Annotated in this window: 17 protein-coding genes; 13 read left to right on the forward strand and 4 right to left on the reverse strand. The window is 46.2% G+C overall.

From position 1 onward, the window contains the following. Window positions 1–140 precede the first annotated feature (140 nt). The 5 genes from IDH45_RS29795 to IDH45_RS29815 all read left to right on the forward strand — a co-directional run bounded on the left by IDH45_RS29795 (window position 141) and on the right by IDH45_RS29815 (window position 6629). Window positions 141–1277 (forward strand): polysaccharide pyruvyl transferase family protein, encoded by a 1137-nt coding sequence (locus IDH45_RS29795; protein ID WP_190931798.1) that lies wholly within the window; start codon window positions 141–143, stop codon window positions 1275–1277. Between the two features lie 149 nt (window positions 1278–1426). Further along, window positions 1427–2773 (forward strand): oligosaccharide flippase family protein, encoded by a 1347-nt coding sequence (locus IDH45_RS29800; protein WP_190931799.1) that lies wholly within the window; start codon window positions 1427–1429, stop codon window positions 2771–2773. 185 nt (window positions 2774–2958) lie between these two features. Then, window positions 2959–4272 (forward strand): O-antigen ligase family protein, encoded by a 1314-nt coding sequence (locus IDH45_RS29805; protein WP_190931800.1) that lies wholly within the window; start codon window positions 2959–2961, stop codon window positions 4270–4272. Between the two features lie 243 nt (window positions 4273–4515). Continuing rightward, the gene (locus IDH45_RS29810) at window positions 4516–5544 is read left to right on the forward strand and encodes a glycosyltransferase family 2 protein (protein WP_190931801.1); all 1029 of its coding nucleotides are present in this window, start codon (window positions 4516–4518) and stop codon (window positions 5542–5544) included. A gap of 23 nt (window positions 5545–5567) precedes the next feature. Next, window positions 5568–6629: an acyltransferase family protein gene (locus IDH45_RS29815; protein WP_190931802.1), complete on the forward strand. Its 1062-nt coding sequence runs from the start codon at window positions 5568–5570 to the stop codon at window positions 6627–6629. A gap of 113 nt (window positions 6630–6742) precedes the next feature. Here IDH45_RS29815 and mtnA read toward each other — a convergent pair whose 3' ends face one another. Together mtnA and mtnK are read right to left on the reverse strand one after the other, a co-directional pair. Then, window positions 6743–7804, reverse strand: a complete 1062-nt coding sequence (mtnA, locus tag IDH45_RS29820; protein ID WP_190931803.1) for an S-methyl-5-thioribose-1-phosphate isomerase — start codon at window positions 7802–7804, stop codon at window positions 6743–6745. A gap of 56 nt (window positions 7805–7860) precedes the next feature. Beyond that, the gene (gene mtnK / locus IDH45_RS29825) at window positions 7861–9069 is read right to left on the reverse strand and encodes an S-methyl-5-thioribose kinase (protein WP_190931804.1); all 1209 of its coding nucleotides are present in this window, start codon (window positions 9067–9069) and stop codon (window positions 7861–7863) included. A 238-nt stretch (window positions 9070–9307) separates the two neighbouring features. Here mtnK and IDH45_RS29830 point away from each other — a divergent pair, with 238 nt between their 5' ends. Next, on the forward strand, window positions 9308–9766 hold the full coding sequence (locus IDH45_RS29830) for a Dps family protein (RefSeq protein WP_190931805.1): 459 nt from the start codon (window positions 9308–9310) through the stop codon (window positions 9764–9766). A gap of 174 nt (window positions 9767–9940) precedes the next feature. On the opposite strand, the gene IDH45_RS29835 is transcribed toward IDH45_RS29830, so the two are convergent. Further along, a complete protein-coding gene (locus IDH45_RS29835) occupies window positions 9941–10099 on the reverse strand; it encodes an asparagine synthase (RefSeq protein ID WP_190931806.1) in 159 nt (52 codons plus the stop codon). Between the two features lie 152 nt (window positions 10100–10251). Here IDH45_RS29835 and IDH45_RS29840 point away from each other — a divergent pair, with 152 nt between their 5' ends. From IDH45_RS29840 to IDH45_RS29870, 7 genes are all read left to right on the forward strand, one after another. Then, window positions 10252–10827 (forward strand): DUF1802 family protein, encoded by a 576-nt coding sequence (locus tag IDH45_RS29840; RefSeq protein ID WP_190931807.1) that lies wholly within the window; start codon window positions 10252–10254, stop codon window positions 10825–10827. A gap of 297 nt (window positions 10828–11124) precedes the next feature. Beyond that, on the forward strand, window positions 11125–11910 hold the full coding sequence (gene sufC / locus IDH45_RS29845) for a Fe-S cluster assembly ATPase SufC (protein ID WP_190931808.1): 786 nt from the start codon (window positions 11125–11127) through the stop codon (window positions 11908–11910). Window positions 11911–11930: 20 nt separating this feature from the next. Beyond that, window positions 11931–13235, forward strand: a complete 1305-nt coding sequence (gene sufD, locus IDH45_RS29850; protein ID WP_190931809.1) for a Fe-S cluster assembly protein SufD — start codon at window positions 11931–11933, stop codon at window positions 13233–13235. After that, on the forward strand, window positions 13232–14461 hold the full coding sequence (locus IDH45_RS29855; RefSeq protein ID WP_190931810.1) for a cysteine desulfurase: 1230 nt from the start codon (window positions 13232–13234) through the stop codon (window positions 14459–14461). Before sufD ends, IDH45_RS29855 begins: the two co-directional genes overlap by 4 nt. A gap of 35 nt (window positions 14462–14496) precedes the next feature. After that, window positions 14497–15894 (forward strand): Fe-S cluster assembly protein SufB, encoded by a 1398-nt coding sequence (sufB, locus tag IDH45_RS29860; protein WP_190931811.1) that lies wholly within the window; start codon window positions 14497–14499, stop codon window positions 15892–15894. A 545-nt stretch (window positions 15895–16439) separates the two neighbouring features. Beyond that, on the forward strand, window positions 16440–18119 hold the full coding sequence (locus IDH45_RS29865) for a glycosyl hydrolase family 28-related protein (protein ID WP_190931812.1): 1680 nt from the start codon (window positions 16440–16442) through the stop codon (window positions 18117–18119). A 193-nt stretch (window positions 18120–18312) separates the two neighbouring features. Continuing rightward, entirely contained in the window at window positions 18313–19428 is a 1116-nt protein-coding gene (locus IDH45_RS29870; protein ID WP_190931813.1) for a C40 family peptidase, read from the forward strand. 212 nt (window positions 19429–19640) lie between these two features. Here the strand turns inward: IDH45_RS29870 and IDH45_RS29875 are convergent, their stop codons facing one another. Beyond that, window positions 19641–20372 carry a molybdenum cofactor biosynthesis protein gene (locus IDH45_RS29875; protein ID WP_190931814.1) on the reverse strand — a complete coding sequence of 244 codons (732 nt, stop codon included), beginning with the start codon at window positions 20370–20372 and terminating at the stop codon, window positions 19641–19643. Between the last annotated feature and the right edge of the window lie 176 nt (window positions 20373–20548).

Consider the following 20548-nt stretch of genomic DNA (forward strand, 5'->3'; position numbering starts at 1 on the left):
TCCAGTTCGAGATCTGGCTGCAATAAAAAATCCCCCTACGCAAGTAGGAGGATGGATACGCCGGAGGGTATAGGGAATCCCTTGCCCCATTTGCCTCGGCGAATGCCGAGAGGCTACTATTTACTTCGGGAGGGTGTAACTTGGCTAATATAATGCTGCATGGTGCTACAACAGGAGCGAATTTTGGTGACGTTCTTTTCGCAGATTTATTTTTCGAAAGGATAAAGGAACTGAACGAGGATGGTAATAATTATTTTTATGAGTCAAGATATGCAATGTCCGATCAAATAAAGGAATATTTAAACTACAATTATCATTACTCTTTTAATAGTCTTTGGAAAGCCGACGCCTTAGTCTATTTTTCAGGCGGCTACTTTGGAGAACGAGTAAGTACTCCTAAGGAGGACATATTGAGATTTTTAAAATACATGGTAGTTGGTATGTTTTTTGTAATTCGAAATAAACCCATTGCAATACTTGGTCTTGGTGCAGGACCATTATCCAATCGGTATCTGAGATGGTTCTGCAAAAAAATTTTTAATCATGCAACTATTATCACAGTCAGGGATACGCAATCAAAAAGTTACTTAGAGAAGTATGGAGTAAAGAAGGAAATCATTGTAACATCCGACTCAGCTCAAATTGTTTCTAGAGAATTTGTTTCAATGGTGAAAGACAACAATATTCGAATAGAACCTCCAATAGCTTCTCCAAAAAATATATTCTTGCATATAAACCCGGTTGAAAATTCTAATAGCTCCATTATCGAAAAAATAGTAGAACCTCTAAATTCTTTTTTAAGCGAGAACCCAGAATACGGCGTAGTAATTGGTTGCGACGCTCATGGGGATTCGACAAATGCTGAACTTGAAAAAGTCCATAAGAAAGTGAAGGCAGGTAATGTCAGTAAATACTTTTATAACAACCCGAGAGATTTATGTGCATTGTTAACAGAAATGGATGTTATTGTTACATCCAAACTTCATGTAGGCATCCTGGGTGCAACCTTCTCCAAATCAGTAATCTCTATTTCTGGGCATTCCGAAAAAATTTATCGATATTATGAACAGATAGGAGAGAGTGGAAGAACTATCTCATTGGAAGATTGCACTTATGGGAAAATTAAAGGAATGTTAGATACTTACCATTTAAAGCCTATTATATTAGAAAAAGGAATTATTGAATCTGCAAATACCAATTTTAAGTATCTTGAGGAGTTTACCAATTTGGTTCGCCGAAAAGGACAACTGCAGATCGCTAAAAGTAAAGGCGTATAAGTGCTATGAAGTCCTCCTCGCCAAATGTGTGGGTTGAATAGCACTTCTTTTTAATTCTACTATATATCATTCGGTGAGGAGCTATTATGAAATGTCTATTCGGTACTTGCAAAAAATATACTACGGCACAAAAATAAGAGAGACTAGTTATGTTTAATAAACTAATAAGCAAACTTAACGGAAATAAAAAAAATGTAATTAAAATAACGATTGGCACTGTTGTTGGACAGCTTATATCCGTAATTACTTTACCGTTCATTACTAGATTGTATGGGGCCGAGATTATCGGTTTTTGGGCTTTTTTAAATTCTATTGCAGTTATAGTTAAATCTTATTCGGATTTAGGTTTGACTAATTCAATTATGCTTGAAGAGGAGGAAGAGATTGAGGATGTTTATAAGGTAATAACGACGATTGTTACTATTATAAGTATCGCGTCATCCGTGATAGTGGCTTGGATTTTTGTTACGTTTTCTTCATTTGAAATTAACCCCATCTTTTTGTTGTTTTACCTTATTGCATTAGTATTTACTATTCAGCAAATCCAATTATGTTATACGTGGCTAAATCGAAAGTGCGAGTATGGCATTTTAATGAAAAATCCTATTATTAATAATGGGATTAATAGTACTGCTGCGATCTTGTTGGGATTTCTCGGTATGGGGTTATACGGATATCTTGTCGGCAATATGATTGGTCAAATAATCACCTTACTATATATGAAGCGAAGTTTACCCAAAAGTATGTTTACTTTTAAACTAACGGATTTTGCAAAAATAGTATCAAATAATAAAAGATTTGTTACGTATCAACTACCTACCAATGTAATATCAAATTTTAAAGATCAATTGCCGACCTTATTGATCCAAGGTCTTTGGGGGAGCCAAGCATTAGGCTATTACTCAATCACAGTAAGGGTACTCCAAATTCCAAGTACATTTCTTGCCAACTCGATTGGACGGGTGTTCTTTCAAACGACGTCAAAGTTAATAAGAGAGGGAAAAAGTATAGGAGAGTATGTGACCAAAAATTTAAAATTAGGCATGATGTTTGCTATATTGCCTATAACCATACTAATGGCTTTAGGAGATAAACTGGCTATATTAGCGTTTGGTAAGGAATGGCAAGTGTCCGGTGAGTTTATTCGGCTTCTTGCAATACAATATTTTTTCATGTTTATTAGTAATACTGTATATGGTTTGTCGACCGTGTTGGAAAAACAAAATTATGCGATGATATCAAGTACAGCGCAAGTTGTTGGACTTACAATAGGAGCTGTAATCGGTAAATTTGTATTCGGAGATATATATATCAGTTTAGTACTTATGGCTGCATTATTCGTTATTGCACATATTATTTATTTTAGTTATTTGTTCAAAGCAATGAAAGTATCTAGCGGAAAGTATGTTTTATATTCTTTAGTGTCTGTAATAACGATTGTTGTTTTGTCTGCCCTAGTAAGATGGATATCAGAATTTATTTTTGGAAATCTTTAAGCAATTTTTGTATAAAAGCTGAACATTTGTAGTAATGCCTTGGCAATGTATGGGGAAATGATCGATCTGCCTTCTAAAAATGATTTAAGAACGGATGTTTCGAGTGCATATGGATTGGAATTAATGAGCGATTAACCATGATTCAAGCTTAATGCTTGTGGCTACCTTATACTTGAGGTGAGGTTGTGGATTTGTCGATGAGGGACCGTACTATTTCCGTTATATTTTGTTTATTTGTTACTATATACCCATTTTTAATTATCTCATGGGAAAAAACATTCTACTATACAAATGTGAAAGCCTATTATTTAATTGGGTTTTCTATTTTGTTATGTGCCCTTATATCGCTTTTCAGTGACAAACGGAAGATAAGTAATGTGCAGCTTGAACAACTCGGAAAGGCTGAATGGCTCTTACTATTACTTTTATTGCTAGTCGGAGTTTCAACCGTTCAATCCTTACAAATATCTTTAGTAGGGTACTTGACGGAGCATAATGGAATATTGGTCATGTTTTCCTATGCGCTGTTATTTATGATAGCGTCTCGCTTTGTTCATCCTGATTGGCATCAAAAAATCATCAATTTTCTAGCTATCAGCGCATCTTTATGCTCAGTATATGGTATCGCACAACATTATGGAACCAATCTGCTGTCCCAAGATATTGTTATGGACTACGCCTATAAGAACAGAAGCTTTTCCTTTTTCGATAACCCCGACTACTTCGGGGCTTTTTTAGTTTTAGCTGTAATTATGGTATTTACTCTATATTTGGCAGCAGATAAACGAATAAATGAACTGCTTTATTTGTTCATTTTATGTCTGCTTGGTGTTGCCTTGTTAGGATCGGAAACACGCAGCGCATGGTTGGGAAGTTTGATCGGCCTACTTATGCTATCGGTGTTAGTAGCATGGAAAAGAAAAGATTTGTGGAAAAAGTGGATCGCCGTTTTCATCGTTATTATTTTGACTTTTGTGGTTATGAATATTTTTTCTCAACAGGATTACTTAGCACGAGCTAAGAGTATTGTTGAGGACGTCCATAAAATAGCAACAAATGTCGACAGCAACACAGCAGGGGCGACACGTTGGTACATTTGGAAGATTACTTTACCTCTAATAAAGGAGTATTTTTGGTTTGGTTCTGGGCCGAATACGTTCCACCTGGTTTTTCATCCAGGCATTGATCCCGATTTCTGGAAGTACTTAAGTGGCGGACCTATATACGATGTAAACAACGATTACCTACATATAGCTCTGACACTCGGAGTACCGGCTCTAATGGTCTATTTATTATTTTTGGCGGTGATCTTATATAATGGATTTCACAGCGCCAAAGTTCTGAGCGGAGAACGCCAGATAATAGCATATGGCTGCTTAGCGGCAATCACCGGATATTTGGTTCAGGCATTTTTCAATATAAGCGTTGTTTCTGTGGCTCCTTATTTTTGGATTATTCTAGGGATTTCATATAGCTATACAGTAACTTCAAATAAATGAAACAGGAAGGAGAATAGTTCTGCATAAACAGCTTACCGAAGAATTACAAAAGTTTATTTATAGGTATGAACACGAGAATTTCTCAGGTGATCATAGGCAGTCAATAAAACCGTACGTAGAGGAACTGAAGCAGTTGGTGCAAAGCATCTTGCTGACAAATAGGTGAAAAGCCTGCGTTATCGTTATCGTGTTGTTTGAAGGTTGGCATTTTGATTTATACCACATAATAAAGTTGGTGTTTCGATGAATGATGTTTCAATCCTTGTATCCGTAGTAATGCCGATCCGAAATGAAGAAAAATACATTGTAAACTGTATTGAAACCTTAATGAAACAGGATTATCCGAAAAAAAATTTAGAAATCATTCTTGTTGATGGCTGTTCGACAGATAAAACCAAAGAAATACTAAATGAATATCAGAATAAGCATCCAAACCTTATAAAGGTTATCGAAAATCCGAACAAAACGGTACAGTATGCTTTGAATATCGGCATTCTTGCGGCACAAGGGGTATATATTGTTCGATTGGACGCACATTCCGAATATGCTAATGATTATATATCAAAATGTGTGCATTACTTGGAAACGACAGATGCAACAAATGTGGGCGGACCTACCATAGTGAAGGGAAAAACGGAGTTGCAGAAAGTTATAGCTTCCAGTTATCATTCTACATTTGGCATGGGTGGGGGAAATCATCATAATGAGCAATATGAGGGATATTCCGAAACGGTATTCCTCGGTGCTTACCGGAAGGAAAGTATTTTACGATTTGGATTATATGATGAGAACTTTCCAAGAAATGAGGATGATGAGCTTAATTATCGAATAAAAAAGAATGGCGGGAAAGTGTTTGTGACCCCTCAGATCAAGTCGGTTTATTTCCCGAGAAATTCTTTGAAAGCATTATTTAAGCAACATTTTGAGTACGGTTATTGGAAAGTAGCAGTAATCAAAAAGCATAACAAGCCTGCCAGAATCACTCATTTAGTACCAGGAGCATTTGTGGTATTTAATATTGTAGGGTTGCCGCTGTCATTAATGTTTAATCCAATAGCGGTTTTTTACTGTATGGTGATGCTGCTTTATTTCTTGTTAAATGGATACTACTCTGCTACAAACAAGCATATTAGTGGACTTTTTAATAAAATTACACTATTCCTCGTCCATATTATTCTCCATGTATCATATGGCACTGGTTTTGTATACGGATTACTGAATATGAGACGGTTTAAATTCAATTACAGTCACTCTTTGTCCATGAAGCCATAATTAATATTAGGGGATGCAGTTGAATGAAAAGGCTTGATTCACTCCAAGCTCTTAGAGGAATAGCTGCTTTAATGGTTGTAATATACCACGCCACCTATCAGTTCGAAAGCTATTATAATTATAAACTGCTTGACGGTTTTTTTTATTTTGGTTATTGGGGTGTCGATCTTTTCTTTGTTCTAAGCGGATTTATTATTTTTTATATCCACCATGGCGATATAGGCAGGAGAATACGGCTTGGGTCATTTATCCGAAAACGATTTATACGAATATTTCCGATTTATTGGATTATTACATTTTTGCTAATTCCGTTATTTTTACTGGTTCCTTCTTTTGGCGGCTCTTCGGTTAGAGAGTTGGATGTCATACTCAAGTCAATTCTCTTATTTCCTCAGTCCGTTCATCCCGTTCTTGGTGTTGCTTGGACATTAACCCATGAGTTGTTCTTTTACCTGATGTTTTCTCTTTTAATTATGCTTCCTAGAAAATGGTCGTATCCTTTGTTTGCAGCCTGGATTTCAATTACAATTGGGCTGTTTATTTGTTCATTCTGGATTGATTTTAAAAGTATGAACTATTACATTAAATTTATTTTCAGTTCATATAATCTGGAATTCCTGCTAGGCGTTTTAGTTGCAAAGCTTCTAATCCGGTATAAAGACAACATATTACGTTATACAAGTATGATCGCTTCGATTGGTATTGCTGGTTTAGCAGCAACCTGGATGGTTTATTATTTTGGAATTTTTACTCCGCATCGAGTCATTTCTTGGGCGCTGTTTTCAGCTTTTCTTATATTAGGGTTTACTTTAATTGAAAGCAAAAAAAATATTGCGGTTCCAAAACTTTTTCGTTACTTAGGAGATGCATCATATTCCATATATTTAACTCATGATTTATGGTTATCAATCATTAATAAAATTTATCGTTTTGCATTTCAACAAGTCAACTTAGTCTCTGCTGCAATTATCATAATCGGCGCTACACTTGCAGGGTGCTTGTTCTATTCTATTATAGAGAAACCCGTTCTCCATGTGTTACGAGGCAAACAAACTAAAAAGGAACAGGAAGGCTTGACAACTTAAGGAATTACCCAAATAAGGAGTTACCGAAATGAATAATAAAAGAACGGAGCTGCCGTCTTCAGCAGCATCCGTTCTTTTATTGTGTTTCGATAGTGCTTTACGTTTGTTCATCCTCACCCAAACAACTTCCTCAAATTCTCCCCATAAGGCGCCTGAACGACACCTTTCTCCGTAATAATAGCGGTCACGTATTCGTTAGGCGTTACGTCGAAGGCCGGGTTAAATACTTTGACGCCGCGCGGAGCCGTGCGTTTGCCGAAGCCTTCGGTGACTTCCTCTTCATTGCGTTCTTCGATCGGAATTTCCGCGCCGGTAGGCGTGTTCAGGTCGATCGTCGACATCGGGCAAGCCACATAAAACGGGATGCCGTGGGCTTTGGCCAGAACGGCGACTCCATAAGTGCCGATTTTGTTGGCTACGTCGCCGTTGGCGGCGACCCGGTCGGTGCCGACGATGACGGCTTGCACCCAGCCTTTGGACATGACCATGGCGGCCATGTTGTCGCAGATGAGGGTGACATCGATGCCGGCCTGCTGCAGCTCAAATGCGGTCAAGCGCGAGCCCTGCAGGACCGGACGGGTTTCGTCGGCGAATACTTTGACGTTCCAGCCGCGTTCCTGGGCGAGATACAGAGGCGCCAGCGCCGTTCCGTACTTCGCCGTTGCCAGTCCGCCCGCGTTGCAGTGCGTGAGCACCCCGATACCGTCGTGCAGCAGGGTGAGCGCGTGTTCGCCGATCAGACGGCACGTTTCCTCGTCCTCGGCCTGGATCTGGATCGCTTCGGACAGCATCGCTTCCTTCAGTACTTCTCCGTCGCGCAACCCTTCGCCCGTCAGCAAAGCATCCGCTTTGGCTTTCATCCGGTCCAGCGCCCAGAACAAGTTGACGGCGGTCGGCCGCGAGGTGGCCAAGTAATCCGCCTGCCGGTTGATTTCCGCCTGGACCTGCTCGGCGTCGCCGGAAACCTCTCTGACTCCCAAGTATACGCCGAAAGCCGCAGCGATTCCGATCGCCGGAGCTCCGCGCACTTTCAGATGACGAATGGCTTCCCAGACGTCTTCGGCTGTCGTTAAAGCCAAATAGACGATTTCTTCAGGCAGCAGCCGCTGGTCGAGGAGATCCAGATGATCTCCCGCCCATACGACAGACTGCAGCGGTTGTTGTGCAGTTTCCATTCCTAATCTCCTTATCGCTTACCTCGGGCGTGATCGCCTTCGGAAACTCTTCCTTATTATTGAGCGGCTGCTTTGACAGCGATGTCGAGCACTTCGTCGATAGAAACGCTGCTCCGGTGGTGTTTGATCAGCGTCTTCCCGATGGCAAGTGCCAGACGTTGAGCGCGTTCTTTGGCGGCTGCGTCTTCGATTTTATCGATATCTGCGACATGGGCCAGTCCGACGATTCTGCGCACCATTTTACAGCCGGCATATCCGATTGTATCACGAAGCAGTTGTTCGACATAGATGTCTTGGAAACCCGGTGTGTTCGAAATCCGATCCACACTGCGGTCGTTCCACAGACTGCGAAACTCCCACTCGAACGTCGTCCAGGTGTCCTTGACGGTAGTCAGCAGGTACTCCCGGTACTCCGCACGGCTGGCCGCATCCGGACTCCAGCCCTCCTGGCCGGCGAAATTCAGAAGCAGATTGGCGATAACCGCTCCGATATCGAAGCCCATCGGGCCGTAATAGGCAAATTCAGGATCAATTACCTTCGTCGATTGTTCGGTAATGAAAATACTTCCGGTATGAAGATCGCCATGGAGCAGCGCTTGGGCATTTGTCAGAAAGCCGTGACGCAGACGGGCAACTTCGAGCTTCAGCTCGGTATCGTTCCAGAGCGCCTCCGCTTCATCGCGGATCGTTTCGTCGAAGCTGTTCGTCTCGGCGTCACGGTAAGGGTCGTCGAAGATCAAGTCCTCGGTTATTTTACACAGATCGGGATTGATAAATTGCTTGACGCGTTCTTTTTTGTCCTGTTGATTCATGCCGAGATCCGACGAATAGAACAACGTATGCGACAGAAAGCGGCCAATATCGCCGGCAAATTTGGGGTACTTGTTGCGCTCGATCAAGCCTCTTCTCATGATGACGTGATCGCTCAAATCTTCCATAACGGTGAGCGCCAGCTCGGGAACGTATTGGTACACACGCGGAACGAGGTCCGGGCAAAGCGCTCCCTCATACTGTAGAGCTTCGCTCTCGATCCTGGCGCGGTCGAGGGTAAGCGGCCATGATTCGCCTACTACTTTAGCGTAAGGCAGCGCCTGCTTCAAAATAATGCTTTTTCCCGTTGCCGGTTCGGTAATGTGGAATACCAGGTTCAAGTTCCCGTCGCCGATTTCACGGGATGCCAATTGGGCGTCCGCTGCGAACAAATCCGGGATGGATTTGGCAAATTGTATGGCTTCCCCTTCCGAAAGCGGGTGATACTGCGTCATAACGCACCTCCGATAAATGGTCAAACTCTTATCTTAGTATAAGCGAAATTGAAACACGGGGAAATACCAAGTTAACCACCGAGAATAGTATATAATTGAAACTTACATAATAAACGTCTCCGGCAGCCACAATAGGGAAGATTGTGCAAGGCAAAGCGCACTCCGATGCCTGTTTCAAAACCGGCAAACCCGTTTACATTATGAGTACAGCTTTCAATAAGAGGAGGCACTGGTAACTATGGCTACAGCAACCGAGGCAACCATTAAAACCGTCGTGGAGACGCTCAACAAGCAAATTGCGAACTGGGGCGTCCTGTATGTGAAAATTCACAATTACCACTGGTTTGTAAAAGGAAAGAACTTTTTCACGTTGCATGAAAAGTTTCAGGAATTGTATGAGGAAGCGTCTGTCCATTTGGACGAGCTGGCGGAGCGGGTGTTGTCGATCAAGGGCAAACCGATCGCTACGATGAAAGAGATGCTTTCGGAAGCGACAGTGAAGGAAGCGGCGGGCAACGAAAGCGCCGATCAGATGATCAAGGAAATCGTCAAAGATTTTCAGACGATGATCGCCGAAATGCGCAAAGGTATCGATCAGGCCGATGAAGCCGGAGATCATACAACCGCTGACATGCTTACAGGGATTCAGAATTCGCTGGAGAAGCACGTCTGGATGCTGGAGGCTACGCTCGGGTAACAGAGGCACGTTATCGGCAACCAACCTTCATAAGGCGGCGTATTTTCGGATATTCAGCACCGTCGATAAGTACTTCATTTCCTCTCGGACCGTCGCAGCATCGTATCTACCAACTTTGCTTATATAGAAAAAACGTCAGGGAGCTTGGAGGGCTCTGCCTGACGTTTTTTGCTGTTACCTCCGATGCTCCACCAGATCGATAGCTCCTAGTACGATGTGAGCGAGTCCGAAGCCGAGAATGCCCCAGCCCGCCGCCGGGAATTTACTGCGCAGCGCAGCGCCGGAAGCCGCCACCGCCGTTCCGAGAACGGCAGGTACCAGTCCTTCTCTCATGCGGTCACCTTCTTTCGTGTTCGGATAGGGGATATGGGGTGCAGCGAATGCTTTTATAAGGTTCGGTTAAATGGAGGTTATTATGCGGCGCAAGGGGTTGCTTTGTTTTGCCTGCAAGGTATAATGGGGTTCATTGGAGGTGTGAGGTTTATATGGAAAGGATGCAACCGGTCGCCCTTAAGGAATGGGCGGTAGCGATACGCGCGCTTGCGGAAGGAAAGCAGATCGTTCTGATGCGCAAAGGTGGTATTGCGGAGGAAACCCGGGATTTTCATTTGAAAAGCCCGTCTTTTTGGCTGTACCCGACTTACGAGCACCAAAAACGGGAATTACTGAAGGAAGAAGCCGGCGCCGGATTGGACAAAACGCTGGCAGGCTGGAGCCCGCAGCAAACCTATGCGGACATCGAATGTTTCGCAACCGTTGAAGCGGATATCGAGGTAACAAGCCAGGAACAGCTGGACCGGATCCGCAGCACTCACATATGGACGGACCGCTTCGCGGAGGAACGGCTGAAATGGAAGCGGCAAAAGCCTTTGCACGTCTTGGTGCTACGGGTACATAGGCTGGACCTTCCGGTCCGCATTCCGATACTGGATGCGTATTCCGGCTGCACGTCCTGGATCAGACTGGAGGGAGATTTCACTCCGGGAGCGATGAAGCCTGTACTGGACGATGAGACTTTTAAAGTGAAGGCGGAACAAATAAAGACGCTTCTTAGCGTTTAAAGAGCGGCAGCCAGGTGAAAGCTGCTAAAATGCTGAGATAATGCGGTTTTGACTCGTTAAATGCGGCCTCTTTGCTTGTTTGCATGGTTTGGTTCCCGCACATAGGAAGGTTTTGTTACTTTTTAAACAAAACAGTCTGGAAATATATCGAAATGCCCTTTATTGATTTGGTGGGGTAGGTTATAATAAAATTATTGCTGAGAATCAATGAGAATCATTTCATATGAATTTCAATCACATATTGAAACTCATCTTGTAACGATTCCAATATAAGATCGCAGTCGGAGGGAAGCACATATGTCAAACGCACCAAAATTTGTCATAGACGGTCTGAAAGCATCGATCGAAGACAAGGAAATTTTAAAAGGCATTCAGCTGGAAATCAACGGCGGGGAAGTACATGCCATCATGGGACCTAACGGTACAGGCAAAAGTACGCTCGCATCCGCTCTTATGGGGCATCCCAAATACGAAGTGACCGAAGGTACCGCTACGCTTGACGGTGAGGACGTGCTGGAAATGGACGTCGACGAGCGTGCACGCGCAGGCCTGTTCCTCGCTATGCAGTATCCTAGCGAAATTCCCGGCGTAACGAACGCAGACTTTCTGCGAAGCGCGATCAATGCCCGCCGCGACGAAGGTAACGAAATCTCGCTTATCAAGTTCATCCGCCAAATGGAAGGCAAGATGAAAGAGCTCGAGATGAATCCGGAATTCGCTCACCGTTATTTGAACGAAGGTTTTTCCGGCGGGGAGAAAAAACGGAACGAGATTTTGCAGATGATGCTGCTTGATCCGAAAATCGTCATTCTCGACGAAATCGATTCGGGTCTCGATATCGACGCCCTCAAAATCGTCGCCGCAGGCGTCAACGCCATGCGCAGCCCGGAAAGAGGCTTCCTGATCATTACTCACTATCAGCGCCTGCTGAACTACGTCAAGCCGGATTTCGTACACGTTATGATGCAAGGCCGCATCGTGAAATCGGGCGGACCGGAACTCGCTGAGAAACTCGAAGCGGAAGGCTACGATTGGATCAAGGAAGAGCTTGGGATCGTAGACGAGACGGTCGGACAAAACTAATATTAATTGGAGGAATCGATATGAGCTCTCAAACCGTTCTTCCAATCGACCGGAATTCCGTAGCGGACTTGTCCGCAAGCCGCAGCGAGCCTTCATGGATGACCGAACTTCGCTTGAAAGCTTTGGAATTGGCCGGTTCGTTGGAACTGCCGAAACTGGAAAAAACGAGAATCGACCGTTGGAACCTTACTTCCTACGGAACCTATAAAGCGCCTGCGAGACTTCAAGGGGCGGGAGCGCTGCCGGAGGCGGCCAAACTGCTGCTCGGAGATTCCGGGGAAACGACAAATTTGCTCGTACAGCGTAACTCCGGTATCGTCTGGAGCGAGCTGTCGGGCGAGTTGGCCGAGCAAGGCGTTATTTTCACTGACCTGGAAACGGCTCTTAAAGAGCACGGCGACTTGGTGCAAAAGCATTTCATGACGGTCGTCAAAGCGGACGAGAACCGGCTGACGGCGCTTCACGCTGCTCTTTGGAACGGAGGGGTTTTCCTCTATGTTCCCAAAAACGTAGAAGTGAAAGTTCCGCTGCAAGCGATCTTCATCGCTGACGACGCGGAAGCGACTTTCGCTCCTCACGTGCTGATCATAGCCGAGTCGAACAGCTCTGTCGTATACGTAGATAATTATATCTCCGAAGACGGCAAAGAATTCGTTCATAACGGGATCGTCGAAGTAGTCGCCAAAGCTGGCGCCAACGTACAGTTCGCTTCCGTACACGATTTGGGCAAAGGCTCCACAGGTATTACGTACCGTCGTGCCGTCACGGATAACGATGCCCGCATCGAGTGGATTATCGGCGAGCTGAACAGCGGCAACGCCATGGCCGACACGAGCACGCTGCTAAAAGGCAACGGCTCGAGCTCCGACGCTAAAGTGATTTCCGTCGGTAAATCCGACCAGAAGCTCAACTTGACGACCCGCGCCGTTCATTTCGGCAAGAGCACGCCGAGCGATATGATTACGAGAGCGGTTATGCAGGATGAGGCGACTGCGATCATCAACGGTATTACGAAGATCGAGAAGGGTGCGACAGGAGCGAACGGCGAGCAGACGGAACGCGTGCTTATGCTGAGCCCTAGAGCCCGCGGCGATGCGAACCCGATGCTGCTGATCGACGAGGATGACGTAAAAGCGGGCCATGCGGCCAGCGTAGGCCAAGTGAACCCGGAGCATATGCACTATCTGATGTCCCGCGGAATTACCCGGACCGAAGCGCATAAGCTGGTCGTATACGGATTCCTTGCCCCCGTCATCAGCGAAATTCCGCTTGAGAACGTTCAGAAGCAGCTTCAGGCGCTCGTTGAGAGGAAGCTCGGACAATGAGCAGCCTCGGAGCCGAAATTCGCGAACAGTTTCCGATCCTCCACCAGGAAGTAAACGGTCATCCGCTCGTTTACCTCGATAACGGGGCAAGCTCGCAAAGACCGCGTTCCGTTATCGAAGCTATAAAACGCTACTATGAGCTGGATCATTCGAACGTTCACCGCGGCGTTCATACGCTAGGTTCCCGCGCCACCGACGCATACGAAGGCGCACGCGATAAAGTCGCCGCGTTTTTGAATGCGAAGTTTCGCGAGGAAATCATCTTCACGCGGGGAACGACGACGGCGCTTAATCTGGTCGCCTTCAGCTACGCCCGCTCCGTATGCCGGGAAGGGGACGAGATCGTCCTGACTCCGATGGAGCACCATAGCAATCTCATTCCGTGGCAGCAGGTCGCCAAAGCGACCGGCGCCACGCTCAAATATATTCCGCTTCAGCCCGACGGCTCGATTACGCTGGAAGATGCAGAGAAGACGATTACGGAACGGACCAAAATCGTATCTGTCGTGTATGTGTCCAACGTCCTTGGCGTCACGAACCCGGTTAAGGAGCTTGCGGCCATCGCTCATCGCAACGGTGCGGTTATGGTTGTGGACGGCGCGCAAAGTACGCCTCACCTGAAAGTAGACGTGCAGGACTTGGATTGCGACTTTTATGCCTTCTCCGGGCATAAGATGTGCGGACCGACCGGAATCGGGGCCCTGTATGGGAAAAAAACGCTGCTGGACAACATGGAGCCGATCGAGTTTGGCGGCGAAATGATCGACCGCGTCGACCTGTACGAATCTACGTTTAAGGAGCTGCCTTACAAGTTCGAGGGCGGCACGCCCATTATCGCCGGTGCGGTAGGTCTCGGAGCCGCGATCGATTTTTTGACGGAAGTCGGGATGGACCGGATTCATGCGCACGATACGCATTTGGCCAAGATTGCTTATGAGCAGCTGTCGCAAATCGAAGGGTTGACCATCTACGGACCGCGGGATAATCGAACCGGCCTCGTTACGTTCAACCTGAAGGAAATCCATGCGCACGATGTAGCCACGGTCATCGATCAGGAGGGCATCGCCATCCGCGCCGGACATCATTGCTGCCAGCCGCTGATGAGATGGCTGAATGTGAATGCCACAGCAAGAGCAAGCTTTTATTTGTACAATACCGAGCAGGAAGTGGAACTGCTGGTTCGCGCTTTGCGGAATACAGAGCAGTTTTTTGAGAGCATCGGCTAAGCAGTTCGACGAAAACAACAAGGAGGGATTCGAAGATGGCTAAGCAAATGCCGGAAATGGAAGATTATAAATATGGCTTTCGCGACGAGCACCAGAACGTTTTTCGTTCGGAAAAAGGGCTGACGAAAGAAATCGTCACCGAGATTTCGAAGATGAAAAACGAACCGCAATGGATGCTCGATTTTCGTCTGAAATCGCTGGAGCAGTTCAACAAGATGGCGATGCCGCGTTGGGGCGGCGATCTGGACGATCTCGATTTCAATGACATCACCTACTATGTCAAGCCTTCGGAAAAACAAGGCAAGACGTGGGAGGAAGTGCCGCAGGAAATTAAAAATACGTTCGACAAGCTCGGCATTCCCGAAGCGGAGCAGAAGTTCCTTGCCGGGGTATCGGCTCAGTACGAGTCCGAGGTCGTTTACCACAGCATGCAGGAAGATCTCGAGAAGCAGGGCGTCTTGTTTACCGACATGGATACTGCGCTTCGCGAGCATCCGGAGATTGTCAAGGAGTACTTCTCGACGATCGTTCCGATTACAGATAACAAATTCGCTGCATTGAACAGCGCCGTCTGGTCGGGCGGAAGCTTCATCTACGTTCCGAAGGGCGTCAAATGTGAAATTCCGCTGCAGGCGTATTTCCGGATCAACTCCGAAAATATGGGCCAATTCGAACGGACATTGATTATCGCTGACGAGGACAGCTTCGTCCATTATGTCGAAGGCTGTACGGCTCCGATCTACAGCACGAATTCGCTGCACAGCGCTGTCGTTGAAATCATTTGTAAGAAAAATTCCCGCGTCCGTTACACGACCATCCAGAACTGGGCGCCGAATATTTACAACCTAGTTACGAAACGTGCGGTGGCCGAAGAAAACGCGACAATGGAATGGGTCGACGGCAACATCGGCTCCAAGCTGACGATGAAATACCCGGCGGTTATTCTGAAAGGCCGCGGTGCCAAAGGTATGGTACTCTCGATCGCTGTAGCCGGCAAAGGACAGCACCAGGATGCGGGGGCCAAGATGATTCACCTCGCACCAGAAACGACGTCCACGATCGTATCCAAATCGATCAGCAAACACGGCGGAAAAGTAACGTACCGCGGTTTGGCTTCGTTCGGACGCAATTCCGAAGGGTCGAAGGCGAACATCCAATGCGACACGCTCATTCTCGACAACGAGTCCACGTCGGATACGATCCCGTACAACGAGATCATGAACGATAACATCACGCTAGAGCATGAAGCGACGGTATCCAAAGTGTCTGAGGATCAGCTGTTCTACCTGATGAGCCGCGGTCTGAGCCAGTCGGAAGCGACCCAGATGATCGTTATGGGCTTTATCGAACCGTTCACGAAAGAACTGCCGATGGAGTATGCGGTGGAGATGAACCGGTTGATTAAGTTCGAGATGGAGGGCAGTATCGGATAATACCCGTAAACCCTTTTGCAGCAAGATTTGTAGGATTTATATAATCAGGTAGGCGCAAGTGGAAGGTTATCCTGGTTATCTTCAAGCAGAAATTGAAGATTTAAAGAAAACAATCAAATAAGCCCAATTAAGCCCCGAGCAGTCGGGGCTATTTTATTTGAGAAGACCGACTCAATATCCAGGGCGCTACGGGCGGTTAATCCATTTTAATGGTACAGTAATCCAAAGCAGATGGGATAAATGAAAATGGCAGCCAGAATATACGGTGGATGTGTGTAGGAAATATATGGACAACTTGGAAAGTGTCACTCTTAACGTAACCTTGTAAGATGCAAAAATTCTTCTGGAAACGGCACCCATTTCGCGGTTTGCGCATATAAAATAATAACCGCCGAGATTACGAGGACGAGCACAAGTCGAACAATCCATGGTGAAGGATCAAATGATGTGTCTGTTCGAAGTAACCTGTTTCGTTATTTTCCCGACCCGAATTTCTGGGGTGATAGGCGGAAATGTTAGTTTGTGAAAGGAAGGGTGATGGCGTAATGGCGGATATGATTGCTAGGGCCTTGGCTGAGTCAGCAAAATCAGGCAGCATCAATGTAAAAGATTTTGGAGCGCTCGGAAAATACACTGACGACACAGTCGCCATTCAGAGTGCTATTAATGCCATATCAACTCTTGGTGGTGGCGAAGTCATTGTACCTCCCGGTAATTACAATATTAGCGCAACTATTGAAATTAAATCCAATGTTCATTTGAGATGCAGTCACGGTGTTACACTACGCCCAAAGTCTGATATCCACATGATTAAAATACGCAAAAATGGGCAGTTGTCCGGACCACGTTTGGAGACATATGACTTGGCAGATTTCACGAAAAGTTGTATATATCTAGACGGTTCAGACTTATACGCGTTTGACCATAATACGGTTATTCGAAATGTGGTCATATATGGAAAATATGGTCGTGTTACAACTCCTGAGGACCGTGGAGGTACAGGAATTTATTTTCATGCTACTGGAGACGGAAGTAATATATGCGGTGTTCGTGTGTATGATGTAAGCATTATTTATGTGGGAAAAGGCATACATCTTCACGCAGAAAACGCAGGGGATGGGACATCGCAATGGGTCAATGGAAACCAGTTCAGTATGATTTCGTTTTCTGGCGTCCAGTACGACATTTATATGGAAGGCACAATACATCGTGATCCTGTACACAATGGGACTTATCAAGTATCGGGAAACACATTTGTAGATTTACAAACACAGACGTTCACATCCATAACAAAAAAAGTATATGTTATTAACGGAGCCTATAACAGAATAATTACTAAGGTTTGGGACATTCAAGAAGTTAAAAGTGGTATATTGGCCGAGTTTACAAAGTTTACGCTAGGTAACATTATTACATCAAACCTTGAGAAGAAGCATGTCATCGATGCGGGTAGGCAAAACAAAGTGGATGCCATATATGAATCCAATGATACCTTCACCGGTACCTTCAGCGGAACCATGACTTCCGGAATGCTCATACCACCAGTTACAGATGTGCACCTAATGGCAGGAAATCAGGACAACTTTTTAGCCTTTGCAGACAAGCGGTTTACAGTTACGCAGAAGCAGGGACCAAGTATTGACATGGGAAATCTTCCTAACATTTTCGATCTTATTCCGAATTCTGTTGCACGGTGGGATGTGAGTGTTGATACAACACCTATTGTTATCGAAATCCTCTTTCCCAGTACGATTTCTTATCTTGGTAACTTTGGAATTTCGTATGGCATATATAATGAAAGTCCGAAGAATCTAAAACTAGAAAAACTGCATCAAGGATCGTGGACGACAGAATTTGAATACACTAACTTACCAAGTAAAATACACATAACAAAAGATCGCTTAAATAACTATGTGGATGGCTTGCGTATAACTATGAGCGGAACTAATGCGGCGTCAGGTAAACTACGAATGTATAGAATATTTGCACAGACGTCGGACGCTCCCGGTGCGGCATACTTGCAAGCCGCTGGCGGTCCTGTTTATGGAACTATCGACATGCGCGATAACTTCATTATCATTGGTAATAAAACATCATTACCTACAGCATCAGCGAGGTATCGTGGACATGTTGTGATGTTGCAAGGTTCCAAAGGTGTCGAAGATGCTTTATATATGTGTATTAAGAATTCTTCTGATGCTTATGTGTGGAAGAAGATAAATTAAACAAGAGTAAGCCCAATTCCTTCAGGATATTGGGCTTACTCTTGTTTTTTACCAGCTTGCCTATAAGACAGTCCTACGCCCCTCCCAACAATTACACTTCCCCCCCACCTCAACCCCGCCGCATAATTCATTCCACACTGCCTAAAGCTAATCTCATCACCGAAATTTTATCGTGAGGAGAGCATAGACGATTATGACGAAAAGGCAGCGGAAGGTAGCCCTCACTGTGATCGCGGTTACGCTAATGACCACGACCGCATGCGGGATGAATAACGGAGGAATGAAACGTCAGGCGGGGGAAGCGAGACCGTCGCCGGAGGTGGCAACGCCATCCGCTCCGCAGACGCCTCGGGCGTTGTCCGGTTCCGGTGTGAATATGCTGAATGCCGGTGAGGCCAAAATCCCGATCATGATGGTCGAAGGGAAACGGGTCATTTCCGGGCAAACGTTCGCGGATACGCTGGAGTTTCAGTGGGACTGGGACCCGGCGACCGGTACGCTGCGGATCGGCGACAATGACGCCGTGTATGAGCTCAAAGGCGGGAGCACTCAGGCTGTTGTGGAGGGAAATGCTTTAACGATGGCCGAGGCGCCTTTCGTGTCTGGCGATACGTTGCAGATTCCTTTGTCCGTGGTTGAAGATTTGTTCCGCGATGTCGTTTCCTACGAGGTGCGCGATAACGAGTTGGCCATTAAGCCAAATCCGAACGCGGTCGATAAAGCGATATTAAATTTGCCGCCCGAACCGGAAGGCCAGGAGGATGAGTGGAGCTTCGCCGACGATCCGAACGATCCGAAAAAGAAAAAACCGGCATCTGCCGGTAACATTTCCTCTTTCACGAGAGAGGCGCTAGAAGCGGCTGTATCTGTTCGCGGGCGAGGGGACGCGATTCCGGTACAGGTCGATATCAATACGGACAACCTGATTTCCACCGGTAAAAGATACTTGGGCGTCAAATACAAATTCGGCACAGGTCCGTATCCGCAGACGGGCAAGTTCGACTGTTCGACGTTTACCCAATACCTTTTCGGCAAGGAAGATGTCGAGCTGCCCCGTACCGCAAGAGCGCAAGCCCAGAAAGGACAAAGCGTCAGCCGCAAAATGCTGCGTGAGGGCGATCTGATGTTCTTTTACGTACCCGGCCGCTTCAAAACGGATAAGATCGTCGGGCATGTGGGCATCTACATGGGCAACAACCAGATGATCCACGCTTCGCCGAAACCAAAAGACGGTGTGCAAATTACGAACATCAATCAGCCTTACTGGAAAAAAACGTTTTTAAGCGCCAAACGTCTGGATATGGAATAAACATGCGGTAAAAGAGCATGAATCTGATGTTCTGAATTGCGCGATCCAAGCTGGAAACGACGTTGAACAGCATTGAAAAACACCGAAAAGACCGTTTAAAGCCGTTCCAGGGCTAAAACGGTCTTTTTGCGCCTTAGGTAAAGCCGAATAGATGAATGCTGCCAGAGAGACAGCTGTGAGCAAGATTTTCGTTTCGAAGCTTGGCTGTACGGTCATGTCGTGCGCATCGGATTCCAAGGGCCGGACTGTGGCCCTTTCCATTGCGAGCCGTCTTCCCACACTTCCTTTTTCCAGATAGGCACGATTTCTTTCAGCCTTTCAATCGCATAACGGCTCGCTTCGTAACAGTCCGCACGGTGCGGCGTCGATACGGCAATGACGACACTGGTCTCTCCGACCGGAACTGTCCCGATCCGATGCGAGATGGCCGTGAGAGAACCTGGCCATCGGGAGCGGATCTCGTCCGATATTTGCTGAAGCGTTTTGAGCGCCATCGGGACGTACGCTTCGTATTCCAGCAGAACGGTACGCTGCCCCAGCGTCGTCCGGCGTGTTGTTCCTATGAAAACTAACGACGCACCGTGTTCGTCGTCCGCTACTTTGACAGATACTTCGTCCGCGGTAAGCGGGCTTGTCGTAATACGATGCAGGCCTAGCGATTCATCGACGACGGATGAGCGGAGTGCCGGCTCCTGCTGCCCCCCGGATACGGGAGGAATAACGGCAATTTCATCGGTTACGAATAACAGGTCGCTGTCTGAGGCGTAGGCTTGATTTTTGGCAATGAACGCCGTCCGTATCAAACCGCCCGCTGCCGGATAGGCGCGGCTCAGAAGCTCCTTCAGCTCGGCTCCGGTCAAAGTCTCCCCGTGTATGTCGATCGTAACGGTGGAAGCGCCGAGGGCATCCGATAACCCGGCGAATACGCGAACAACAAGCTGCATAAGCTGGAAACGCACCTCCATAGGGCTAGTTCATCTTCAACAAGTGTACCATTTCCGTTGCATGTCCGGCAAAAAAAAGCATAAAATTAGGAAAAGCCGGCGGCAGGAACTTTTTGGATCGGAATCGAAATGGATAGAGTCTGGACAATCTGTATACGAATGAAGCGGAGGGCGGA

The sequence above is a fragment of the Paenibacillus oceani genome, from assembly GCF_014705615.1.
Classification (GTDB): domain Bacteria; phylum Bacillota; class Bacilli; order Paenibacillales; family NBRC-103111; genus Paenibacillus_AB; species Paenibacillus_AB oceani.

Bases quoted from the DNA above. Each gene is read 5' to 3' on its own strand.
- IDH45_RS29800 (WP_190931799.1), top strand. From the start codon at position 1,427: ATGTTTAATAAACTAATAAGCAAACTTAACGGAAATAAAAAAAATGTA.
- IDH45_RS29810 (WP_190931801.1), top strand. From the start codon at position 4,516: ATGAATGATGTTTCAATCCTTGTATCCGTAGTAATGCCGATCCGAAAT.
- IDH45_RS29815 (WP_190931802.1), top strand. From the start codon at position 5,568: ATGAAAAGGCTTGATTCACTCCAAGCTCTTAGAGGAATAGCTGCTTTA.
- mtnA (WP_190931803.1), bottom strand. From the start codon at position 7,804: ATGGAAACTGCACAACAACCGCTGCAGTCTGTCGTATGGGCGGGAGAT.
- mtnK (WP_190931804.1), bottom strand. From the start codon at position 9,069: ATGACGCAGTATCACCCGCTTTCGGAAGGGGAAGCCATACAATTTGCC.
- IDH45_RS29830 (WP_190931805.1), top strand. From the start codon at position 9,308: ATGGCTACAGCAACCGAGGCAACCATTAAAACCGTCGTGGAGACGCTC.
- IDH45_RS29835 (WP_190931806.1), bottom strand. From the start codon at position 10,099: ATGAGAGAAGGACTGGTACCTGCCGTTCTCGGAACGGCGGTGGCGGCT.
- IDH45_RS29840 (WP_190931807.1), top strand. From the start codon at position 10,252: ATGGAAAGGATGCAACCGGTCGCCCTTAAGGAATGGGCGGTAGCGATA.
- sufC (WP_190931808.1), top strand. From the start codon at position 11,125: ATGTCAAACGCACCAAAATTTGTCATAGACGGTCTGAAAGCATCGATC.
- sufD (WP_190931809.1), top strand. From the start codon at position 11,931: ATGAGCTCTCAAACCGTTCTTCCAATCGACCGGAATTCCGTAGCGGAC.
- IDH45_RS29855 (WP_190931810.1), top strand. From the start codon at position 13,232: ATGAGCAGCCTCGGAGCCGAAATTCGCGAACAGTTTCCGATCCTCCAC.
- sufB (WP_190931811.1), top strand. From the start codon at position 14,497: ATGGCTAAGCAAATGCCGGAAATGGAAGATTATAAATATGGCTTTCGC.
- IDH45_RS29865 (WP_190931812.1), top strand. From the start codon at position 16,440: ATGGCGGATATGATTGCTAGGGCCTTGGCTGAGTCAGCAAAATCAGGC.
- IDH45_RS29870 (WP_190931813.1), top strand. From the start codon at position 18,313: ATGACGAAAAGGCAGCGGAAGGTAGCCCTCACTGTGATCGCGGTTACG.
- IDH45_RS29875 (WP_190931814.1), bottom strand. From the start codon at position 20,372: ATGCAGCTTGTTGTTCGCGTATTCGCCGGGTTATCGGATGCCCTCGGC.